Annotated in this window: 9 protein-coding genes and 2 pseudogenes; 8 read left to right on the top strand and 3 right to left on the bottom strand. The window is 51.8% G+C overall.

What is annotated here, in order from left to right:
- Positions 1-50 precede the first annotated feature (50 nt).
- From gpJ to ACOI7D_RS01985, 6 genes and pseudogenes are all read left to right on the top strand, one after another.
- Entirely contained in the window at positions 51-12,638 is a 12,588-nt protein-coding gene (gpJ, locus tag ACOI7D_RS02010; RefSeq protein WP_101856792.1) for a TipJ family phage tail tip protein, read from the top strand.
- A 61-nt stretch (positions 12,639-12,699) separates the two neighbouring features.
- Entirely contained in the window at positions 12,700-14,109 is a 1,410-nt protein-coding gene (locus tag ACOI7D_RS02005; RefSeq protein ID WP_101856791.1) for a tail fiber domain-containing protein, read from the top strand.
- A gap of 422 nt (positions 14,110-14,531) precedes the next feature.
- A complete protein-coding gene (locus tag ACOI7D_RS02000) occupies positions 14,532-15,590 on the top strand; it encodes a diguanylate cyclase (RefSeq protein ID WP_023322373.1) in 1,059 nt (352 codons plus the stop codon).
- 355 nt (positions 15,591-15,945) lie between these two features.
- Positions 15,946-16,638 (top strand): EAL domain-containing protein, encoded by a 693-nt coding sequence (locus ACOI7D_RS01995; protein ID WP_021462616.1) that lies wholly within the window; start codon positions 15,946-15,948, stop codon positions 16,636-16,638.
- 5 nt (positions 16,639-16,643) lie between these two features.
- The gene (locus ACOI7D_RS01990) at positions 16,644-16,967 is read left to right on the top strand and encodes a hypothetical protein (RefSeq protein WP_123806412.1); all 324 of its coding nucleotides are present in this window, start codon (positions 16,644-16,646) and stop codon (positions 16,965-16,967) included.
- A 317-nt stretch (positions 16,968-17,284) separates the two neighbouring features.
- Positions 17,285-17,452: pseudogene (locus ACOI7D_RS01985) on the top strand (isocitrate/isopropylmalate family dehydrogenase); the annotation flags it as partial.
- A 100-nt stretch (positions 17,453-17,552) separates the two neighbouring features.
- Here the strand turns inward: ACOI7D_RS01985 and ACOI7D_RS01980 are convergent.
- Positions 17,553-18,257 (bottom strand): annotated as a pseudogene (locus ACOI7D_RS01980) (tyrosine-type recombinase/integrase); the annotation flags it as partial.
- 305 nt (positions 18,258-18,562) lie between these two features.
- Here ACOI7D_RS01980 and ACOI7D_RS01975 point away from each other — a divergent pair.
- Positions 18,563-18,982: a translesion error-prone DNA polymerase V autoproteolytic subunit gene (locus ACOI7D_RS01975; RefSeq protein WP_023289199.1), complete on the top strand. Its 420-nt coding sequence runs from the start codon at positions 18,563-18,565 to the stop codon at positions 18,980-18,982.
- Between the two features lies 1 nt (position 18,983).
- Entirely contained in the window at positions 18,984-20,249 is a 1,266-nt protein-coding gene (locus tag ACOI7D_RS01970; protein WP_117140766.1) for a Y-family DNA polymerase, read from the top strand.
- Positions 20,250-20,413: 164 nt separating this feature from the next.
- Here ACOI7D_RS01970 and ACOI7D_RS01965 read toward each other — a convergent pair whose 3' ends face one another.
- Entirely contained in the window at positions 20,414-21,205 is a 792-nt protein-coding gene (locus ACOI7D_RS01965) for an HpcH/HpaI aldolase family protein (RefSeq protein ID WP_117140764.1), read from the bottom strand.
- Between the two features lie 114 nt (positions 21,206-21,319).
- Positions 21,320-21,751 carry an organic hydroperoxide resistance protein gene (locus tag ACOI7D_RS01960; protein WP_117140762.1) on the bottom strand — a complete coding sequence of 144 codons (432 nt, stop codon included), beginning with the start codon at positions 21,749-21,751 and terminating at the stop codon, positions 21,320-21,322.
- Positions 21,752-21,804 lie beyond the last annotated feature (53 nt).

Here is a 21,804-nt window from a genome sequence, read left to right as displayed (position 1 = left end):
AAACCATCCAATTCAGGCCACCTTGCGGTGGCTTTTTTTATGGGCGTAATATGGCAAATAACATAATTAAAGGGCGCAAGGGTGGCGGCTCAAAGCAGCGTACACCGACGGAACAGCCGGATGATTTACAGTCCGTTGCAAAAGCCAAAATTCTGCTCGCATTAGGTGAGGGTGAATTTGCAGGTGGTTTAACCGGGAAAGATATTTATCTTGATGGCACCCCGCTTGAAAATGCTGATGGTTCGCAAAACTTCAGTGGCGTGTCCTGGGAATTTCGCCCCGGCACGCAGGCTCAGACTTATATTCAGGGTATTCCCGGTACTGAAAATGAAATCAGTGTAGGAACGGAAGTTTCCAGCAAGACAGCCTGGACCCATACCTTTACTAATACCCAGCTTTCTGCCGTTCGTGTCCGCCTGAAATGGCCGTCCCTGATGAAACAGGAAGATGACGGCGACGTGGTGGGCAATACCGTCAAGTATGCGATTGACCTGCAGACCGACGGCGGCGCCTGGCAGACGGTGCTGGAAACCGCTGTCACGGGTAAAACCACCTCCGGTTATGAGCGGAGCCATCGTATTGATCTGCCCCATGCCGGCAGTACCTGGACGCTACGCCTGCGTAAAATCTCTCCGGATGCAAACAGTGTCAAAGTTGGCGACGTGATGACGCTGCAGAGCTATACCGAAGTGATCGACGCGAAGCTGCGTTATCCCAACACCGCGCTGCTTTATATCGAGTTCGACTCCAGCCAGTTTAATGGCTCCATTCCGCAAATTTCCTGTGAGCCGCGTGGGCGCGTGATTCGTGTGCCGGATAACTACAATCCGGAAACCCGCGAATATACCGGCGTCTGGACCGGCGGGTTTAAATGGGCCTGGACGGATAACCCGGCCTGGATCTATTACGACATTGTTACAGCTGACCGTTTTGGTCTCGGTAATCGTCTGAGCAGCGCCAATATTTCGAAATGGACGCTGTACCAGATTGCACAGTACTGCGATCAGCTGGTTCCTGACGGGCGCGGTGGTGACGGCATGGAGCCGCGCTATACCTGTAACGTCTACGTCCAGGAACGCAACGATGCTTACACCGTGCTGCGAGACTTTGCCGCCATTTTCCGGGGCATGACCTGCTGGAACGGTGAGCAGATTGTTGTGCAGGCTGATATGCCGCGTGATGTCGATTTTACCTATACGCGCGCCAATATTGTCGGCAAACCCCGTTATTCGAGCAGCAGCAGCCAGGTTCGGTACACCAACGCCCTAGTTTCCTGGTCTGATCCGGATAATGCTTATGCTGATGCAATGGAGCCGGCGTTTATCCCGGAACTGGTTTCCCGCTACAGTTTTAACCAGCTCGAAATGACCGCGATTGGCTGTACGCGCCAGAGCGAAGCCCACCGTAAGGGGCTGTGGGGCATACTGACCAACAACAAAGACCGGGTCGTTGAGTTTGATGTGGGGCTGGACGGTCGCATTCCTCAACCCGGTTATATCATTGCCCTGGCGGATGAGTTGCTGGCCGGACGGGTCAACGGCGGGCGGATCAGCGCGGTGAATGGCCGGGTGATTACGCTGGATCGTGATGTGGATGCCAAACCTGGCGACCGCCTCCAGCTAAACCTGCCATCCGGGATCTCACAGAGCCGGACCATCCAGGCCGTTAACGGACGCCGGCAGATTACGGTCACAACGGCGTACAGTGAGACGCCAGAACGGGAATGCGTCTGGGCCGTAGAATCTAATGACCTCTTTCTGCAGCAGTACCGGGTCACAGGGGTAAAAGAGAACGGCGATGCCACCCTCACGATCACCGGCGTGTCACATGACCCGGATAAATTCGCCCGCATCGATACCGGCGCGATTATCGATCAGCGCCCGGTTAGCGTATTGCCGGCGGGCAACCAGTCACCTCCTGACGATATTGTCATCACATCCCGCTCGGTCGTGAATCAGGGGATCAGCGTCGAAACGATGCAGGTTAACTGGTCAGCGGTCAGCGGCGCTATTGCCTACGAGGCGCAGTGGCGCCGTAACGACGGGAACTGGATTAATGTGCCGCGCAGCTCGACCACCTCGTTTGAGGTCAGCGGCATTTATGCCGGTCGTTACCTGGTTCGCGTCCGTGCGATCAATGCGGCGGAGATCTCGAGCGGCTGGGCGTATTCCGAAGAGAAAATCCTGACCGGCAAGGTCGGCGAGCCGCTGGCACCGCTGGCGCTGGCAACCCGTTCGCTGGTTCATGGGGTCCAGGTTAGCTGGGAGTTCCCGACCGGCTCCGGGGATACGCTGCGCACGGAACTGCAGTACAGCAAAAATCAGGACGGCAGTGCGCCGATGCCGTTATCAGACGTGGCCTATCCGGGGAAAAGCTATCAGCAGATGGGCCTCAGTATGGGCGCAGAATTCTGGTATCGGGCGCGCCTTGTGGATCGTCTTGGCAATGAAAGCCCGTGGACCGGCTGGGTCCAGGGGATGGCCAGCGATAACTTTGATGACTACTACGAAAACCTGACCGACGCGATCAAGGATACGGCTGCCTGGGAGGAAACACAGCGCACCATTAGCGAAACACAGGAAGGTATCCGCAATACGCAGCAGGAACTGGAGCAGACCGCTGAGGCTCTGCGTAAGGAAGCCGAAGACCAGGCGAAGCAGGTCAGCCAGGATATTGATGCATCGGCGAAAAGCATCACGGCTGATGTTGACGGGAAGATCTCCGCCGTGAATAAAACCATCACGGATGAGATCACCTCGGTCAATGAGGCTCTCGATTCTGGTCTGGCTCAGGCAAACAAAGGTGTTCAGGAGGCAAAATCCGCCGTCGCAGATGCGAACAAGCAGATCGCAACTGTGAACAAGTCGTTGACCGACAGCATCACCCAGGTCAGACAGTCAGTCACTGATACGGCTGCGGAAATCAACGCCACCATCGACCTGGAGATTGCCAGGGTCAACAAAACGCTGACCGACGGCGATGCCGCATTGAATGCGCAGATAAAGACTGCCGAAAATGGCCTGAAGCAGTCGCTGTCTCAGGTCAACACCACGCTGACCAATGCGGTGAAGCAGGAGACCGCGGATCGTATCGCCGATGTTAACGCGAAGGCGTCACAGGCCGCTGATGAACTGCTGGCGGCAACGCAGGGGATTGAGGCGAGTATCGAGAGCCTGACTCAGGTGATGAAGACCGCCGATGAAAATCTGGCGCGGGAAATGTCCAGCCTCGCTGCCGGCGCTAATATCCAGTTCGATTCGCAGGTTATCTGGCATTTCAACAATCAGACGACCGAGGGCTGGACCGGCAGCGCCGGCGTACCGGGTGTGTCACAGGATGGCTGGTTACGCCCGGCGGACAGCGCCACCGATCCGTACATTACCTCTCCTGGCGGGCTGGCTGTCGATGGTGCGGCGTACCGTTTCATCATGCTGCGCTTTCGTAAAACCGGCAAACCAGTCTGGGCGGGTGAGATCCGCTGGGTGTCTGCCGGCGAAAACTTCAATAACACGAAGCGATACATTGTTGCTGAGCCGGAATATGCCGATGGGGTGGCAACCCTGACGGTGCGTGATATTCCGTGGACAGGGAACATTGATCGTATTCGCCTGGACCTGACGAACCAGCAGGATGCCAGCAACTTTATCGAATTCGACTGGATCGCCGTTGGCCGGCCAGCACCCGGCGCCAGTACGGCGGCTCTGCAGGATGTGCGGAGTACGCTGAGTAACGCGCTGACCGCCGAAGCGCAGGCACGCAGCACGCTGGCGGCGCAGATGCGTGGCTCCTATGATGGGAGCGATCTGGAGAAAGTCACCTCCGGGCTGCTGTACCAGGAAAAAACCGCGCGCGTTACCGCCATCTCGGCGGAAGTTAAGGCCAGAGAGTCCCTGCAGACGCAGTTTAACGACAACAAAGCTGCTGTTTCTGGTGAACTGAGTTCTCTGACGACAGAGCAGAGCGCGCAGGCGAGCCGTATCGGTGGCCTGGAAACCAGCCTCGGGAAAAAAGCCGATGCGGCCGCGCTGACGTCCCTGACGCAGAAAGTTGAGCAACAGGGCACCACGCTGACATCGCAGGGCGCCGCGTTAACATCGCTCACTAACCGGGTTGGCCAGACGGAAACGGGCCTGGCTGGTACGAATGAGGCACTGAGCGGGCTGCAGTCTGTTGTTACCCAGCAGGGCGACAGGATAACCAGCCAGGGTCAGTCCATCACGAAACTGACGAGCGATTTGGGCACGACAAATGCCGCGCTGGCGAAGAAAGCCGAAGCGGCTGCGGTCACTGCCTTAACGCAGCAGGTAGAGCAAAACGGGCAGGATATTCGCAGCAATACTGACAGCATCACCAGCCTGTCGAATCAACTGGTCAATGGCCAGCCGAATCGCTGGTCCCGTCGGATCTATCCGGTGCAACTGGCTAACGCCGGGACAGTCCCGTCATTCAGCGATGTTCGCGCTGTGGCACCAACGGTAGTGGATGAGGTGGCCGACGCGGCCAAACTGGACTTTACGTCCGCCGGCAGCTATCTGATCGCGCTGTATTCCTGCCAGGTGAAAGTGGCCGCAGATACCACCATCACACTGGCGCCCGGCGCCAGGGTTTTTGATGATACCGGCGCCATATTTGTGAATGGGGTTCAGGTCGCCTGGGGTAATGCCAGCTGGAATACTGTCAGTTTTGAACTGAAAGCCGGCTGGAACACCGTTGAGTTTCTGGTGACTCAGTGGACCGGCCAGGCGTATATCAACCTGGGCCTGAAGCTGTCAGACCAGGTTGCTGAGATGTACTCCGGTCTCGGGGTTTCCGCGCTGGCAAACGCAGCCGGCGTGCTCAGCTCGAATGTCAGCCAGATTGGCAACGATGTGGTCAGCAATTCGCAGAACATCACCCAGCTCCGGAATGCGCTGACGCAGACAGACGCGAACGTGGCCAGCAAAGCGGATCAGACGGCGATGAACTCGCTAACCGGACGAGTGGAGAAGACGGAATCCGGGCTGACGGCTGCTAACGCCAACATTACCTCGCTGAAATCCGCTGTACGGGCCGGAAACGCATCAGGCGGGGATTTAATTCCCAACCCGACGTTTGACCCGGCGTATGACCAGATGGGGTTCAGCGTGGTAGCCACGACGGCTGAGGAGGTCCCGCCGGGCTGCCCGTATGGTTATGCGGCCCGAATTGCCAGCCGGGATCACCATCCTAACTTTGCCGCGTTCCCGGCCACGCTTAACGATGTGATTGAGATCAGCGCACTGGTTGCCTGCGGCGCCGGCACGGCGAATTTTAATCTGTATGTTGGCACCGCCGTTCGGCCAGATACGAGCACCGGTGCGCCACTCATGGCGGGGGGCGGGAAATCCCCCTCCGCGACCTGGCAGAGAACCACCTGGCGCTTCAAGGTCACGCAGGCGATGGTGGACAGGGGTTATATCCGCCCGTTCCTGCAGATCTCGCAGAACAGCCCGTATGGCACCGTATGGTTCGTTACGGACTGGCATATGCGAAATGTGACAGCGGCGCAAAAGGTTCAGGATACTGCGGATGCCACAGCGGCGGCGGTTGACTCTCTGACCACCACCGTGACGCAACAGGGTAATCTGCTGACCTCGACCGGCAACCGGACAACCCAGCTGGAAAACGGGCTGGCAACCACCAATGCCGCAGTGGCCAAAAAGGCTGATGCGACAGCGGTGCAGGATTTGACCAATACCGTCACACAGCTGGGCAACGATCTGACTGCTGCGAACAGCGCCATCACGAAACTGACCGGAAATCTGGCGAATACCGATAAAGCGCTGGCGCAGAAAGCCGATGCGACTGCGCTGGCCACGCTCGACACGAAAGTGACGCAGCAGGGTAAAACGCTGGAGAGCCAGAGCAATTCGCTGACGAATCTGTCGAACAGTCTCTCGCAGGTTGCGGCAGATATCGATGCCAGCGGTCAGATACCGGGTAACCTGGTCGTGAATCCCTCGTTTGAACGTGGGCTGGATGGCTACACCGGGCGGTCAACCGCGACCAGTGTGGTGGAGGTTTCCGTTCCTCACAGCGGGACGCGGGCGCTGAAGGTTGATCCGGGGAATGTGACTCCGGGGCAATACATCCCGTTTGTTCAGGGGCGAACCTATGAAATCGGGGTGTGGGTCAAGGAACCCGGAGCGACGACGGATAATGGCGCGGGGAACAACAAGCTGCGGATCGGCAACTCTGCCGGCCAGCCGGTTTTTGAGCGTCCATACAACAGCGGTACGGTGGGGACAAACTGGACCCTGATTTCCGGTCGCTGGAAAGCGACGGAGACAGCCAGCCTGCCGGTGACGCTGAGTAACTATCTGATTAGCGGCAGCCGCTACTTCGATGATTTTTACGTCACTGACGTTACCGACCGGGTGGACATCGATGCCACCGCCGGCGCCGTTACCGGACTGACGAGCCGGGTCAGCACAGCGGAAGGGGCCATCACCTCACAAAGCCAGCAGCTGACGAACCTGCAGAACAGCCTGAACACGACCAACAGCAATGTGTCGAAGAAGGCCGATGCAACGGCACTGACTTCGGTCGATAACCGGGTGACAGAGGCAGAAGGGAAACTGACCACACAGAGCCAGCAACTGACAAATCTGGCGAATGTGCTGACGGCCACCCGCAACGCCGGCGACAACCTGATCCCGAACTTTGATTTTCTGCAGGGCAGCACGGCCTGGGATATTCAGTATCCCGCCGGTGTGACCTTTGGCGATTTCGGGGACGGGAAAGCGGGGGTCCGGCTGAACCGGACGACCACTACCAGCCCAGGCATTTTCTCCAACAACAACAAGCCGGTGCCGCTGAATGGCCAGCGCAAGTATCGGGTGGTGGTGAAGGCCAAAGGTGTTTCCGGCGCGATGAGTCTGCTGATCCGTCGCCAGAACAAAATCGGCCAGACGGACAGTACGTATGAGGATAAAACGGTCACGCTGACCACTGACTGGCAAACCATCACCTGGGAAACCGGATTGACGGCTGCCGGCGCGGACGGGCAGAACTTCAAACTTTATTCTCATCCGACAAACGGTGAAATCTGGCTCGATTCCGTCCGGGTGTTTGATATCACCGATGAAACCAACATCAAGGCGACCAGCGATGCTGTTTCGTCTCTGACCGGGACGGTGACGAACCAGGGGAACACCCTGACATCACAGGGGCAATCCATCACGGCGCTGAATAACGCGCTGGAAGGGGTCAAAGGCGATGTGGCGAAGAAGGCTGATGCGTCGGCGGTCAGTTCACTGACCAACCGGGTTACCCAGACTGAAAAGGATATCCGTAGCCAGGCCGACAGCCTGACCAGCCTGAATACATCGCTGAAGCAGCAGGCGACACGGGGAGCCAACGTACTGCCGGACGGCAGTTTTGAATCCTATGCCGTCGGCGATGTTCTCAGTAATGCCCGCGCCGTTATCACCAGTGAAGCTGCTCACAGCGGGACCAAAAGCCTGCGTGTTACGCGCAGTACGGAGTACAACCCGAACGCGACGGATAATAACGATACCCATATCTTTTCAGGCATGCAGGTTCGCGATAACGCGGTCTATTACGTGGAGGCGTGGGTTAAGTTGCCGGCTGGCTCGACCGCCGATCCGACCGTTTATATGGTGCTCGGATTTTCCTTCCAGGATTCTGCCAATGGCTGGTCGTGGCCTGGCCTGAACGTGAAAGTCTCCGAGTTGTCGGTGGACAACTGGACAAAAGTCAGTGGCTATCTGACCAACAACCGAACCGCGCTGAAACAGGCAATGGTGAGGATCTCCATCCCGAATACACCAAAAGTTCGCCTGGGTGACGCCTTCCTGATTGATGATCTGATCATCACTGACGTGACCGATGCAAAGGCGGCGCTCGATGCCGCCGATGCGAATGCGCAGGCGCTTTCCAGTCTGTCCGCATCAGTCACGCAGAACGGGAAGAATATTACGTCTCAGGGCAGCGCGATCACGAAACTGCAGTCGGATGTAACGCAACTTGGTAAGGATATCAGCGGCAAGGCCGATGCCAGCGCACTGACGAATCTGACGACCCGCGTGACGGCTACCGAAGGCGGTCTGAAATCGCAGGGAGACAGCCTGACCAGCCTGCAGAACAGCCTGAACACGACTAACAGCAATGTGGCGAAGAAGGCTGATGCAACGGCGCTGCAGAGCCTGCAGAACACCGTTGAACAGCATGGCAGGGATCTGACCACGCAAAGCAGCGCGCTGACGAACCTGGAAAACAACTTTTCCTCCCTGGCCGTGGGCGGGACCAACCTTATCCGCAATGCGGACACACTGGAGGGATGGAGCAGCCGCCACGCCACAGAGACCTATCTGGGCGACCGCGTGGCCTACACCCGGCTGGCGAAAGGTGCATCCGGTTATACCCAACTGGATGAACAGACGCTGGACGTTACCGGGCGTACGGAATTTGTATTCAGCTTCTATGCGAAAGGGGCTTATGACGGGCAGGAGATGGCGAGTTATTTCTATAACCCGTCGAACACCACCACCACGGAAACCAGCCAGGGCGTTAAAGGCGGGGCCGGTGACGGCAAGGCGGTCACGAAACTGACCACCGCATGGGCGCGTTACTGGGTGAAATGGGTTATTCCTGCCACCAGTGGCACCAAACGGCTGATTGCCGCGCGTCTGGAAAGCGCGACGTCTGCCGACAAAGAAGTCTGGCTCTGTCGCCCTCAGCTGGAAACCGGGACCGTGATGACTGACTGGTCACCGAGTCCGGATGATGCGGCCAGCGGTATTACCGCGAACACATCGGCCATTAACAGCCTCACCAGTCGGGTGACGAATGCCGAGGGGCAACTGACCGCGCAGTCTCAGAGCATCACGAATCTGCAGAACAGCCTGAACACCACCAACAACAACGTGGCACAAAAGGCCAGCGCGCAGTCGGTGAGTGATCTCACCAGCCGGGTCACCAGTGCGGAAGGCAAAATCACCTCCCAGGGGCAGGCTATCACGAAGCTGCAGGGCGATTTGAGCAGCACCACCGATAAGGTCAACACCAAAGCGGATCAGACGGCGCTTAACGCGCTGACTGGCCGGGTGGAGAAAACCGAGGCAGGCCTCACGGCAGCCAACAGCAACATCGTCAGTCTGACGGCGGCGGTGAACGCCGGGAATGCTGCCGGGGATGATTACATCCCAAACCCGTCATTTGATCCGGCGTATGACCGCATGGGTTATGACGTGGTGGAGACCACTGCTGCAGGTGTGCCGGCTGACTGCCCGTTCAGGTATGCCGTCCGGCTGGCCGGGCGAGACCATGTGCCAAAAATCAACAACATCGCTGTGACTCCGGGCGACGTTTACGAAATGTCTGCTCTGGTAGCGTGTGGTACCGGCAGCGCTGACTTTAATTTCTACATCGGTCGGGCCACCACTGCTACTGGTGGTATTGGGGCGAGAGCGTCCGGGGGAAACACCAAGACCACCACCGCGTGGAAACGAGCCACCTGGCGCTTTACTGTGCCGGCAGACACGAACTTCCTGCGACCGTTCCTGCAGGTTAATCAGAGCAGCCCGTTCGGCACTGTCTGGTACGCTGCCGACTGGCATATGCGTAACGTGACGGCGGCGAACAGTGCGCAGAAAACCGCAGATGCGACCGCAAAAGCGGTGGATTCACTGACCACCACGGTTAGCCAGCAGGGCGATACGCTCAGCAGCATCGGCACGCGGACCACCTCGCTGGAGAACAGCCTCCGGTCGACAAACGATACGGTGAGTAAAAAGGCTGACACGACAGCGGTGACGCAGCTGCAGGGCACGGTGACGCAGCAGGGGAATGACATCGCGGCAGCCAACAGCGCGCTGACAAAACTCAGCAGCGATCTGGCCACTACGAATGCGAATGTGAACAAAAAAGCGGACGCAAGCGCGATGAACACCCTGCAGAACCAGGTCACTGAGCAGGGCAAAACACTCAGTGCACAAGGGGATTCTCTAACGCAACTGAGTAACAGCCTGAGCCAGACGGCAGCGGATATTGACGCCAGCGGGAAAATGCCGGGCAACCTCATTGTCAACGGCAGTTTTGAGCGCGGCGCGGCGGGCTTTACCGGCTGGAGCAGTACCGCGACGGTGGCCGATTTACAGGTTCCGCATTCGGGTAACAAGGCGCTGAAAATGTCCGCCGGCCAGTCGAACCTGGTCGGGCAGGAAATCAGTATCACGCAGGGTCGTACCTACCGCATGGGGGTATGGGCGAAGCAGGACCCGGGAACCACGATTAAAGATGCGGGTAACACGAAGTTTCGTGTGGCCGACAGCACTGGCCTGCTGGTCGGCTCAAACTACGGACCGTTTAGTTCTGGCTGGCAACTGGTAACGTTTGACTGGAAAGCCACGAAGACCACGACGGCCAGTTTCCAGCTGACGACCTTCCTCAGCGCGGGGGCAATGTATTTCGATGATTTCCATGTCCTCGATGTTACGGATGAAAAGGATATCGCAGCTAATGCCGGGGCCATTTCTCAGATGAATACCCGCGTCACCGCTGCTGAAGGGGCTATCACCACCCAGGCGCAGCAGCTGACGAAACTCAGCGGCGATCTGGCCGTCACGAATGCGGCGGTCAGTAAGAAGGCCGAGCAAAGCGCTGTCACCGGGTTGACCACCCGGATGACGTCTGCCGAGGGTAAACTGGATTCGCAGTCGCAGCAGCTCACCAGTCTGCAGAACAGCCTGACCACGATGAATACTGAGCTGGGTAAAAAGGCTGACACGTCCGCGGTGAGTTCACTGACCGGTCGCGTAAGCCAGGTGGAAAACACCATCACCAGCCAGTCGCAGAGCATCACGTCGCTGACCAGCACCATCAATACCATCCGCACTCAGGGAGCTAATCCGTGGGTTGACGGTACGTTTGAAAGCTACAGCGATGGCCAGGTGCTGGGCGGGAACGGCACAGCCGTTGTGGTGGCGTCTCAGAAATTCACCGGCAATAAGAGCCTGCAGGTGAGTCGAGGAGCGAACAATAACGGCAACAGCGATAAACAGCTTGGGAGCTGGCAGTCAGTCCGTGAGGATGCGAAGTTCCGGTTTGAGTTCTGGGCTATGATGCCGGCGGATCAGGCGCCATCCTCCGGGTGGACAACGCTGGTCGGTATCCAGTCACAGAATGCTGCCGGGCAAAATGCCTGGCAGGCGGCGGTCACTGTCAGCGAAGCCTCTCTGGGCGCGCGCGATAAGTGGGTGAAATTCACGGGGATCGCCAGTAACAACGGGGCAGGCAGAACACGCGCGGTGGTCTGGATCTCCACCCGCGGCGCCACCGGCAACGGTACCCCTGGCTATTCACTGTATATCGACGATCTGGTCATCACGGATGTTACCGATGCGAAAGCGGCACAGGATGCCTCAGACGCGACGGCGAGTGCCGTGAGCGGCCTGACGGCGCGCGTAACGGATGCCGAAGGGAAAATCACTGCCCAGGCGCAGCAGCAGACGGCACTGGCCACGAAAGTGGATAACGCCAACTCCCGCGTCGATAACATGGCGAAGACGCTGAGCGACAGCCAGAGCACACAGGCCAGCCTGAATACCTCGCTTCAGTCGCAGATTGACGCGCAGGCGGCCGCCAACATCAAAAACCAGACGACGCTGGACAACACGATTAAATCGGTGGCCAGTATCACCAGTACCCAGCAGACGCATGCAACGGCACTGGAGGCGCTGGCAACGCAGCAGACGACCCTGACATCCAGTGTCGGGGATCTCAGCGCCTCCGTTCAAAACACCGCTAAAACCGTGGCGGATGTGAATGGTACGGTGAGTTCGCTGTGGTCGATGAAGGTTGAGACGGTTAACGGGAAGAATGTTGGCGCGGGGATTACGCTGGGCAGCAATGGTGAAACAAGCGACATGATCCTCTATGCCGACCGCTTCTCGCTGTTTAACCGTAACAATGCGACGGCAGTGCCGGTGATGATTGCCGAAGGCAATGAACTGTATATCGATACGGCACGTATCAAAAACAGTTCCCTGACCTCAACTAAAATCGCGGACGGTTCCATCACGAACGCGAAGATCGGCAACGAGATCCGCTCGAATAACTTTGTTGACGGGTCGCAAGGCTGGCGTATCGCCAAGGATGGCTCTTCGCAGTTCAATAACGTGATCGTTCGTGGCAGGGTCGAAGCGAATAGCGGCGTGTTCCGTGGCACTGTCCAGGCGGATGCGTTCATCGGTGACATTGCGGTGGCAAAAGGTTACGACAGCCTGACCTTCCGCCGCAACCAGACGGTACAGCGGAACGGTGCGTATCAGAACAGGGGGTATAGCATGACAGTGGTTCTGGCCTGCACCCTGGTGTGCCAGACCTATGGGACGGGCAGTGGCCTGGGGTATACCTCTGATATTACGTTCAACATTGGTGGGCAGGAGGTAACCCGCCGTATCTTCGTCGATGCCGGTAATATCACAGCTGGCACCACGGCCTTTGAATTGCGGTTTGCCGCGCGCCTGGATGCTGACTACAACAATGTCGGCTTCTTTATCAAGGCTACAGGTCGAAATGCCGCGATTGATTACACCTGCACAGTCGAGAACATCACCGCAACCGCCTTCCGAACGGACAGCAGTTCATTTAGCTAACAAAGGCCCCGCCAGGGGCCTTTTCTTTTTCCAGGGAAAACCATCCAGGAGGAATTTTATTATGGCGATGTATGAAGTCGGCACCGTCACGGGTGCAGCGTCGCAGGCACGGGTGACAGGTGCGACAACAAAATGGTCACAGGAGGCGCTGGGGATACTGCCCGGGTCGATTCTGGTGGTCTACCGCAGCGGTAGTGCTGACCTGTATGCGATCAAATCTGTGGACAGCGACACGCAACTGACGCTGACCCGGAATATCACCACCGCATTTTCCGGTGCCTGTTACGGCATTATTACCGCTGAAATCGCCAGCACCTCGTCGTTTGCTAACCAGCTGGCCAGCGCATTTGCATTCTGGCGTAGTGTGGTGGAGGGCTGGTCGATGGCCCTGACCGGCAGCGGCAATATCACCCTGACTGACCCGATCACCGGAAAGCAGGTGACCGTACCGGCGATAGCCGGGATGGCGAAGGCATCGGATCTTAACGCACTGGCAAAACTCACTGGAGGAAACGACCTCGACGGCTCGCAGGTTATAACCAGCGATAATGCCGGTTTTATTCTTGGCAGGAACAACGATATTGGACTGGTCAAAAAATCAGGCACCTACGGGAAGCTGATGGTGGGCAGCGGAACGCGCTTCAGCGTGGTGAAAGGAAATAAGGCGACCATCAGCCCTGAAGATACCCAGACGGAGATTATGGGGGTCGATAGCGCCGGCAATCTGGCTGTTCCGGGCAACATCAGCGCGGGGAAATATTTTGCGCAGGCCATTGAGCTATCGATGAGTACGCCATACATCGACTTTCATTTCAACGATAGTACCGCCGATTACACAACACGGCTTATCGAGAACGTAGCAGGTGAGCTGACTCTCGAAGGGGCCTTTATGTGTAAAAAGCATCTATACGCCTGGGGAGCACTCATGGCGAGAAGCGTTGCCCCGAGCAATCCAGCGAATGGACAACTGATCACCGGCGCACCGTTCCAGTCGATGATTCAAGGGCGTGGCGGCTTTGGCGATGCCCGTGGTGCGGTAGCAAACTATTATGTTGAGGAGTCTGTGGGTTCGGAGCACAGGGCGGTTGTCTATCTCGATGGTTATGGCCGAACTGATGCATGGATCTTCCGTGCTGGCGGCACCATTTCCACTGGCAAAGGGGACGTCCTGACCACCGGCTCAGACGTGCGGCTTAAAGAGGATTTTACGGAATCTCGGGAAGGTGCCTCCAGGCGCATTAACGCGCTGGGGGTATGCGAGTTCAACATGAAGGGTGAAACGCGCCGGAGGCGTGGATTTATCGCCCAGCAGGCTGAAAAAGCTGACGATCTGTATACTTTCCTCGGCATCGAGCAGGAGATTGATGGCGAAAAATTCAGAGTGATGAATGTGGATTACACGGCAATCATCGCCGATTTGGTGACCGTGGTACAGGATTTGCTTAGGCGAGTTGACGCCCTAGAAAGTTGAGGAGCATAAAAAATCCCCCGGAGGCACTTGCCGGGGGCAACTGAAACGACATTAATTGCTGTGTACATCACAGAATAATTTGAAGTAAACGATAAGTAAGTTCAAGTAAACTTCTACTGGTCAGATGTTGTGTCGTTTTTTAATAACCTACCAAAATTAATAATGCAATAGTGCTAAATCCTGTTGGGTTTTCATGTTTAAGGATTTAAAACTAAAGTATTACTTTCCATCAGATAGAAATCATAAAGATAGATTCAGGGTAATGGATGCTAAATATTATTATTGACACGTTTATAATTAATTGAGGTGCAATCTTGTAATTTTTACACCCATGTTATAAATTTGTAATGTAGGGCGGTTTTATCTTGTTATTTAGTGGGTTGTAGTGATATCGGTTCTTAGCGATTTTTAATAGGCTTTCTATGTTAACAAATTTCCCGGATGAAAAATACATTTCTGATAGAAATTCATCGTTTATTAAACGAGTATATTTTTTACGTCAGATAGGTGTCGTTCTTTGCTTTCTCCCTATATACTCTGTCCTCCAGGAGCAGTCACATCAAAAAATAACAATAGCCTTGTTAATTCTTAATGCACTCATCTGGCCATCGGTTGCTTATCTGGCAAGCATGATGTCGAAGGATATGCTGGGTACTGAAAAAAAGAATATGATACTTGATTCATTCTGGGCTGGTATCTGGATAGCCGTAATGCAAGTTAGTCCAATTCCATCATTATTCATAATTTCAGTTCAAATAGCTGATCGCTATGCTGCTGGTGGATGGAAAATTTTAAAACCAGCATTAACGTGTATGATGATTAGTTTCCTGACAGTTTGGTTAGCAAATGATTTCAGATATACGATTGAATTCAGTACCCGAACGGTATTGCTTTCTTTACCCTTGGCAACCTGCTATCCCATTGTATTGAGTGTGGTTTCAAGACATTTATCTATAAAGTTGAGGAAAAGAAGGGAGTTACTGGAAAAGCAGGCCCTGATGGATCCTGGTCTAGATCTTCCAAATCGCCGTTTTTTTGAGCAGAAAATGGAAAGTGCTTTTCGTGCGACGCGTAAAAAAAGAATTCATTCATATCTTATGCTCATTGATGTTGATAATTTTAAAAAAATTAATGATACCTATGGTCATGAAGTAGGCGATGCGGTGTTATCTCGTATATCAACAATATTACGAGAGTGCGCTGGTGTGAAGGACGTGCCAGCAAGGATTGGTGGCGATGAGTTGGCTATTATTGTTAACAACAGTAATAACAAGCTTGTTATAGCTATGGTTCATTTAATTCAAAAAAATATTAAAGATCTTTCATTGCCTTCCCACAAAGATATGTACTGTACTGTCAGTATCGGTATTTCTTGTGCAGAAAATAAAGAATCAATCATCGAGTGGATCAAAGAGGCTGATGAAATGCTATATGAAGTTAAACGTAACGGAAAGAATGGATATTGCATGCCAAATAATTGAAGAAGATATGATTTCTTTTCTCATGATTTTATACATATATATGTTTAAGAACGTTTATTATCCACAATTGTAACAAGGATAAATCTCTTCGAAACCATAAGCGCCTTTCAACTTACATTGGACATCTGCCACCCAAGTCATTCGCGTAATGCAACTATCTGATCCAAATAGCTTTAATATTGAAATCATGTTTCTTTTTTAACCTTCCTTTTCATTTGATTTGAATGATCGATCGATACTCAAAGTATGATAGTTTTTGCCTATCATTAGATCGTTATCGATCATTTTAAACTATTTCTCTTTCATATTTAATTATGACACGATTAGGATTATTCTTAGTTCCGGTGTTTTTTTAATGATAAAGAACAGTGTGGAAATAGAATCCTGTAGATTTGTTTTAGAACCATCTTACAAAAAAGATGGTTCTGTACATTCTTGGGAAATTCTCACGAAAAATGTTAAAAAAAAGAATGCTAATGGTTATCTTGCTAATGAAAGTGCTTTTTGTTTCAGCACACTAAGTGACAAAGAAAAAATCGATTTGTTTAATAAACAGATATTGACAATTGAAGAAATTGATGCTTCTAAATTGAAGTTAAAGCCAGTTTCGTTGAATGTTGACAGCCTAATTAGCGATTATATCTTGAATGATAAATATATTAGCGATTACTTAAAAAAGCAAAAAAACATTGCCTTTGAGATTAACGAAGAGTTTCATGAATTTAATACTAAATGCTGTATGATTGACTTAAAGTGTCTTTCGAAATTGTGTCCAGTATGGCTGGATGATTTTGGGAGGGGTTTAACAAGTATTACAATTATTCAGATGTTTAATTTTGAATGTATAAAAATCGATAAAGATTATTTCTGGGAAATACAGTATGAGAGTAAATTATTTAAGATATTAAATGAAGTAAAATCATACTGCAATTTCGTAATTGTTGAGGGAGTTGAGACAATAGAACAAAAAAATAAAGTACATTCTGTTGTTGATTGCGCTTGCCAGGGAAGGTTGTGGATGAGCGATTACTATTATGTCGAGATTTAAAATAAATGATAACAAAAGATAAAAAATGTCCATTTTGTGGTGCATATTTAATTGCTGAGGACCACTGCCAAAGTTGCCATGCATTTCAGATTAAAGGATATGTATCAAGAGACGCTCGCACAAGAATTAATTTGGTATCTATCGGCACGTCTTTACTGGTTGCGCTCTTTGGAATCTTAGTTGTGTTTCTGGTATCTTTCGGTATCGGTGCATATATTGCTATAATTGCGTTTTCTCTTGTTTTTTATTTTATTATGAAAAAGATTCTTTATTTAAAAGAAGAGAAAAAAGGGAAGATGGTTTGGAAAAGAGCAATAATCACATGGTAGATAATTATTAAAATAATATTATAGTGATGGTGCTTTCAATGAAAGCCTCGAATTTCGAGGCTTTTTTATAGTATTTTTATAATGCTTTCAAAGCATGAATTAGAACATCCGAAATATTTAACCCGACTCACAGGGAGTGAGTATTATTGGCTAATAATTCACCCTCCAGATGAGCTGAAAAACTCAAAGCCAGTTATCAAAACTGAAAATATACTAATGAATTTCAATAGGTTAGGGCTTAGGCTAAAAACATTAACCACATATCAAAAACACCTATTTTTCTTTTTAAATCAATAAGTAATGATGTTGTTAGTTAACTACTGCTGCGCCATATGCAGTGGTTCGAAGCCGCAGACCTGATCGTCAAAGGCATGGAAGGCGCTATCGCCGCCAAGACCGTGACCTATGACTTCGAACGTCTGATGGAAGGCGCTAAGCTGCTGAAATGTTCAGAGTTTGGCGACGCGATTATCGCGAACATGTAATCCCGTTGGTGGATTAAGTAAAAACGGGAGCCGATGGGCTCCCGTTTTTTTGAAGTTTGCGGATGCTTCCCCAAAATTCTTCCCCAAAACTGATTGAAGATCATACTGCTTTTTTACCAACAACGATCCACTCTTTGTCGCGGTCATCATTGTATCTGTCAGTCATTTTCGTTGTTTTGTGGCCTAAGAGTTTCTGAGTGTCTATCCCTTGCTCACGATACAAGCGCTCGGAAAGAGATCTCTGTTCATGGAAAGTCGGCGCTGTTCTCTCTTCCCAGGTAAGACCGCTTTTATCCCGTGCTTTCTTGAACGTTGAAGTAAGTGTTTTGGCTGACACTTGGTCACCACGACTAGCCTGTGAGGTGCTATGGCGAAAATGACCAAGATATTGACTCACTGCAGCATCTCTACATTTTGAAATAACATCACTCAGAGTAATATTTAACGCTTCATTTCTGAGAGAAAGGGGAATGGCTAAACGAGTTCCTGTTTTCTCCTGCTCAATATGCAGCATATCATCCCATACATCCGAAAACTTCATATTGCAAATATCCCCGAGGCGTTGCCCTGTTACAATGGCAAGCAACATTCCACATTGTAAATAAGGTTGTTGTTGTTCGGCGGATGTATAAATAGCCTCCCATTCCTCCAGAGATAGCCTTTGTCTGTTTATCTTATTTCGTGGCTGTTTCGTTGTCTGGGCAGGGTTGTATCCTGGCGGACCGTGACCAGCATGTTGAGCCTCTTTAAAAACATCTATTAGTACCATGCGTACAACTTGAGCCATCCTGTTATGACCCTCTCTGCGCATCAGTGACAGTGTAAGCATCATCGTCACGATCTGGCGCCAGGAGTCCAGCGGTTGCCCGGCCCGGACGGGAACGGTGGCCGCAGGCCCATTGACCAGCTTATCCAGGCGATCGGCGTTATCGAGCAACTGTTCGCAAAACCATCAAACAGCTAAGGCCTGAAAACACTTGAAGACTTACCTTGCTCATTACATCAATGCGTTACGTCAATGCTGTAAATTGATAGCCAGAACCTATATTGATATGTCGCTCTGTTAAAACTACTGTATATAAAAACAGTATTAATGTGAGCGAGTCTATTATGCAGTTCTACACGCCCCTTGAGTTACGTCAGATCATGCTGCTCCCGTTGTACAGCGACCTGGTGCAATGTGGTTTTCCTAGTCCAGCGCAGGATTACGTGGAGCAACGTATTGATCTGAACGAGTTGCTCGTGAACCACCCCAGTGCGACGTATTTTGTCAAAGCCGCCGGCGACAGCATGAAAGACGCCGGCATAGGGGAGGGTGATCTTCTGGTCGTGGATAGCTCAAGAACAGCAGTTCATGGTGATATCGTTATTGCTGCTGTGGATGGGGAATTTACCGTTAAGAAGCTGCAGCTGCATCCGAGGGTTCAGCTTAACCCAATGAACCCTGCATATTCGCCGATAGTAGTCGGTAGCGAGGATACTCTCGACGTGTTCGGGGTGGTTACGTACATCATTAAATCAGCTGGCTAAGATGTTTGCGCTTTGTGATGTGAATTCATTTTATGCATCGTGCGAGACTGTATTTCGTCCTGACCTGAAAGGGCGTCCGATTGTCGTACTGTCAAACAACGATGGCTGTGTGATCGCCCGCTCGCCAGAGGCGAAGCCCTTCGTCAAAATGGGTGAGCCTTATTTCAAGCAAAAGGACATGTTTCGCCGGCACGGTATTATCGCGTTTAGCAGCAACTATGAGCTTTATGCCGATATGTCCAACCGAGTGATGACAACGCTGGAGGAACTCTCTCCACGCTGCGAAATTTACAGTATTGATGAGGCATTTTGCGACCTGACAGGAGTTCGGAATTGTCGCGACCTTACCGACTTTGGCAGGGAAATTCGCGAGACGGTTCTGCGCAGGACGCACCTCACGGTCGGTGTCGGCATAGCCCAGACTAAAACCCTGGCAAAGCTGGCCAATCACGCGGCGAAACAGTGGCACCGGCAGACCGGAGGCGTGGTGGATCTGTCTAATCTTGAAAGGCAGAGGAAGTTGATGGCTTTGCTGCCGGTGGATGAGGTTTGGGGCGTTGGGCGCCGTATCAGTAAAAAACTGGAGGCTATGGGGATTAAAACTGTGCTGCAGCTGGCGGATACTGATATCCGTTTTATCCGGAAGCATTTTAATGTGGTTCTGGAGCGAACCGTGCGGGAGCTGCGCGGCGAGCCATGCCTCGGGCTGGAGGAGTTCGCACCGGTAAAGCAGGAGATTGTCTGTAGTCGCAGCTTTGGGCAGCGGATTTCCACCTACGAAGAGATGCGCCAGGCGATATGCTTATACGCATCCCGTGCCGCGGAGAAACTCCGTGGCGAGCATCAGTATTGTCGGTTCATCTCAGCGTTCGTTAAAACTAGCCCCTTTGCGTTGAATGAACCGTACTACGGGAACAGCGCATCAGTAAAGCTGCTAACTCCAACCCAGGACAGCAGGGACATCATCACCGCGGCGACGAAATGCCTCGATGCAATATGGCGAGACGGACATCGCTATCAGAAAGCAGGCGTGATGCTTGGGGATTTCTACAGTCAGGGCGTGGCCCAGCTCAACCTGTTTGACGATAACGCACCGCGGAAAAATAGCGGAAAACTGATGGAGGTCCTGGATCATCTGAATGCCAAAAATGGGAGAGGGGCGCTGTACTTTGCCGGCCAAGGAATCCAGACTACCTGGCAGATGAAACGGGAAATGCTTTCGCCTCGGTACACCACGAGATACAGTGACTTAATAAAAGTAAGATAATTCAAACCATTAATAGATATGACATATGTTGATCCAGCGGCATTACAACAAAGTGTTGTTATAAGCCCGGAGTAACCGATTACCGGGCTAAAATTCTGTCTGGCTCCCACCTCCCTTGCAACTAATAGTTAGCGGCAGTCTTAGGTTGTAAGATAATTTTATTCTTAGTTTTGCAATGCTTCAGAATAGTCATTATGTATTTTATCTGCTCCGGTAGATAAAAGGAATGTATCTGCGCCAAGAGCTAAGAAAGTAGCACCTAATGCCTTGTAATGTTTTGCCTGGTCTGGTGTTACGGCTATTGTTCCTACCGGGATACCAAAGGATTTAACTCGCTTAATCATATTGTCCATTGCAGTCATTACTTCGGGGTGAAATATATTTAACCCATGTCCCATATCAACAGCTAAATCAATAGGGCCTAAAAAGACAGCTCCGATACCGTCTACAGAACAAATCTCATCCAGGTTATCCATGCCTTTTCGACTTTCTATCTGGATAATCATCATTGATTCATCGTTAATTCTCTCCAGATAATCTGGAATACGGCCATATAAACCAGCTCGTACTGCCTGAGCCCCCATCCCTCTGTTACCTCGCGGAGCAAAGGATGACCAGTACATAATCTGTTCTACTTCCTCTCTGGTCTCGACCTTAGGGAATATAATATTATTGATACCCTGGTCCATTAGCTGCTTTATCAGTCCAGTGCTCGGCCCACCGACACGAACAACAGGTGTCATTCCGAATGGTAAAATAGCTCGTGCAGCAGCGACAATACTTTCCAGGGAATGAGGGCCATGCTCACCATCAATAAATAACCAGTCGAAATTGCTGGTCGCTAAAACCTCCGCAACATCAGCAGACGGGATTTCAAGACCTATACCCAGCTGCAGATTGCCGGCTTTTACGTTTCGTTTGAATTCGTTTTTCAAAAAATCAATGGCTACAGTCATTATTCAATCCTAAAAGTAATTATACCCACATGGATGTGTTTTTTTTCGTGGATGGAAATTAAATAGTAAACTCCCGACATCCGTAATTTTGTTTGAAGGAATGTCGGGATATTATTACAAAGTAATTGTATCCACTACGCTTACGTGCAGTCGGACATCAACATTGCCCCTTGTAGCATTTGAGTAGGGGCAGACTTTGTGTCCTTTTTTAACAAGTTCAATTGCCGATTCTTTTTCCAGACCACGCACTTCTACATCAAGGTCAATATCAAGAGAGAACCCGCCCTCAGCATTCTGCCCGATACCTACTGCGCAGGATGTCTTAGTTGATACACCTTCTAGTTTTTGTTTCTGGATGATATGAATCAGAGCGTTGTCGAAACAGGCTGCATAGCCCATAGCAAACAACTGCTCCGGATTGGCGCCAGTTTTACCACTGTCATTAGTGAAGCTGACTAAATCGAGGCCAAACGAACCGTCATCTAAGGATACTCTTCCATCACGACCACCGACTGATGTTGCACTTGTTTTATAAAAAATTTTCATAGCCATTTCCTTACTAAGTTTGTTTGTGTGCGATTAAATCGTGTGATAATGAT

This window comes from Klebsiella sp. C360, from assembly GCF_048822415.1.
Taxonomy (GTDB): Bacteria; Pseudomonadota; Gammaproteobacteria; order Enterobacterales; family Enterobacteriaceae; genus Klebsiella; species Klebsiella quasipneumoniae.
The sequence above is the reverse complement of the archived record's forward strand: the minus strand, read 5'-3'. Positions and strand labels throughout refer to the sequence as shown.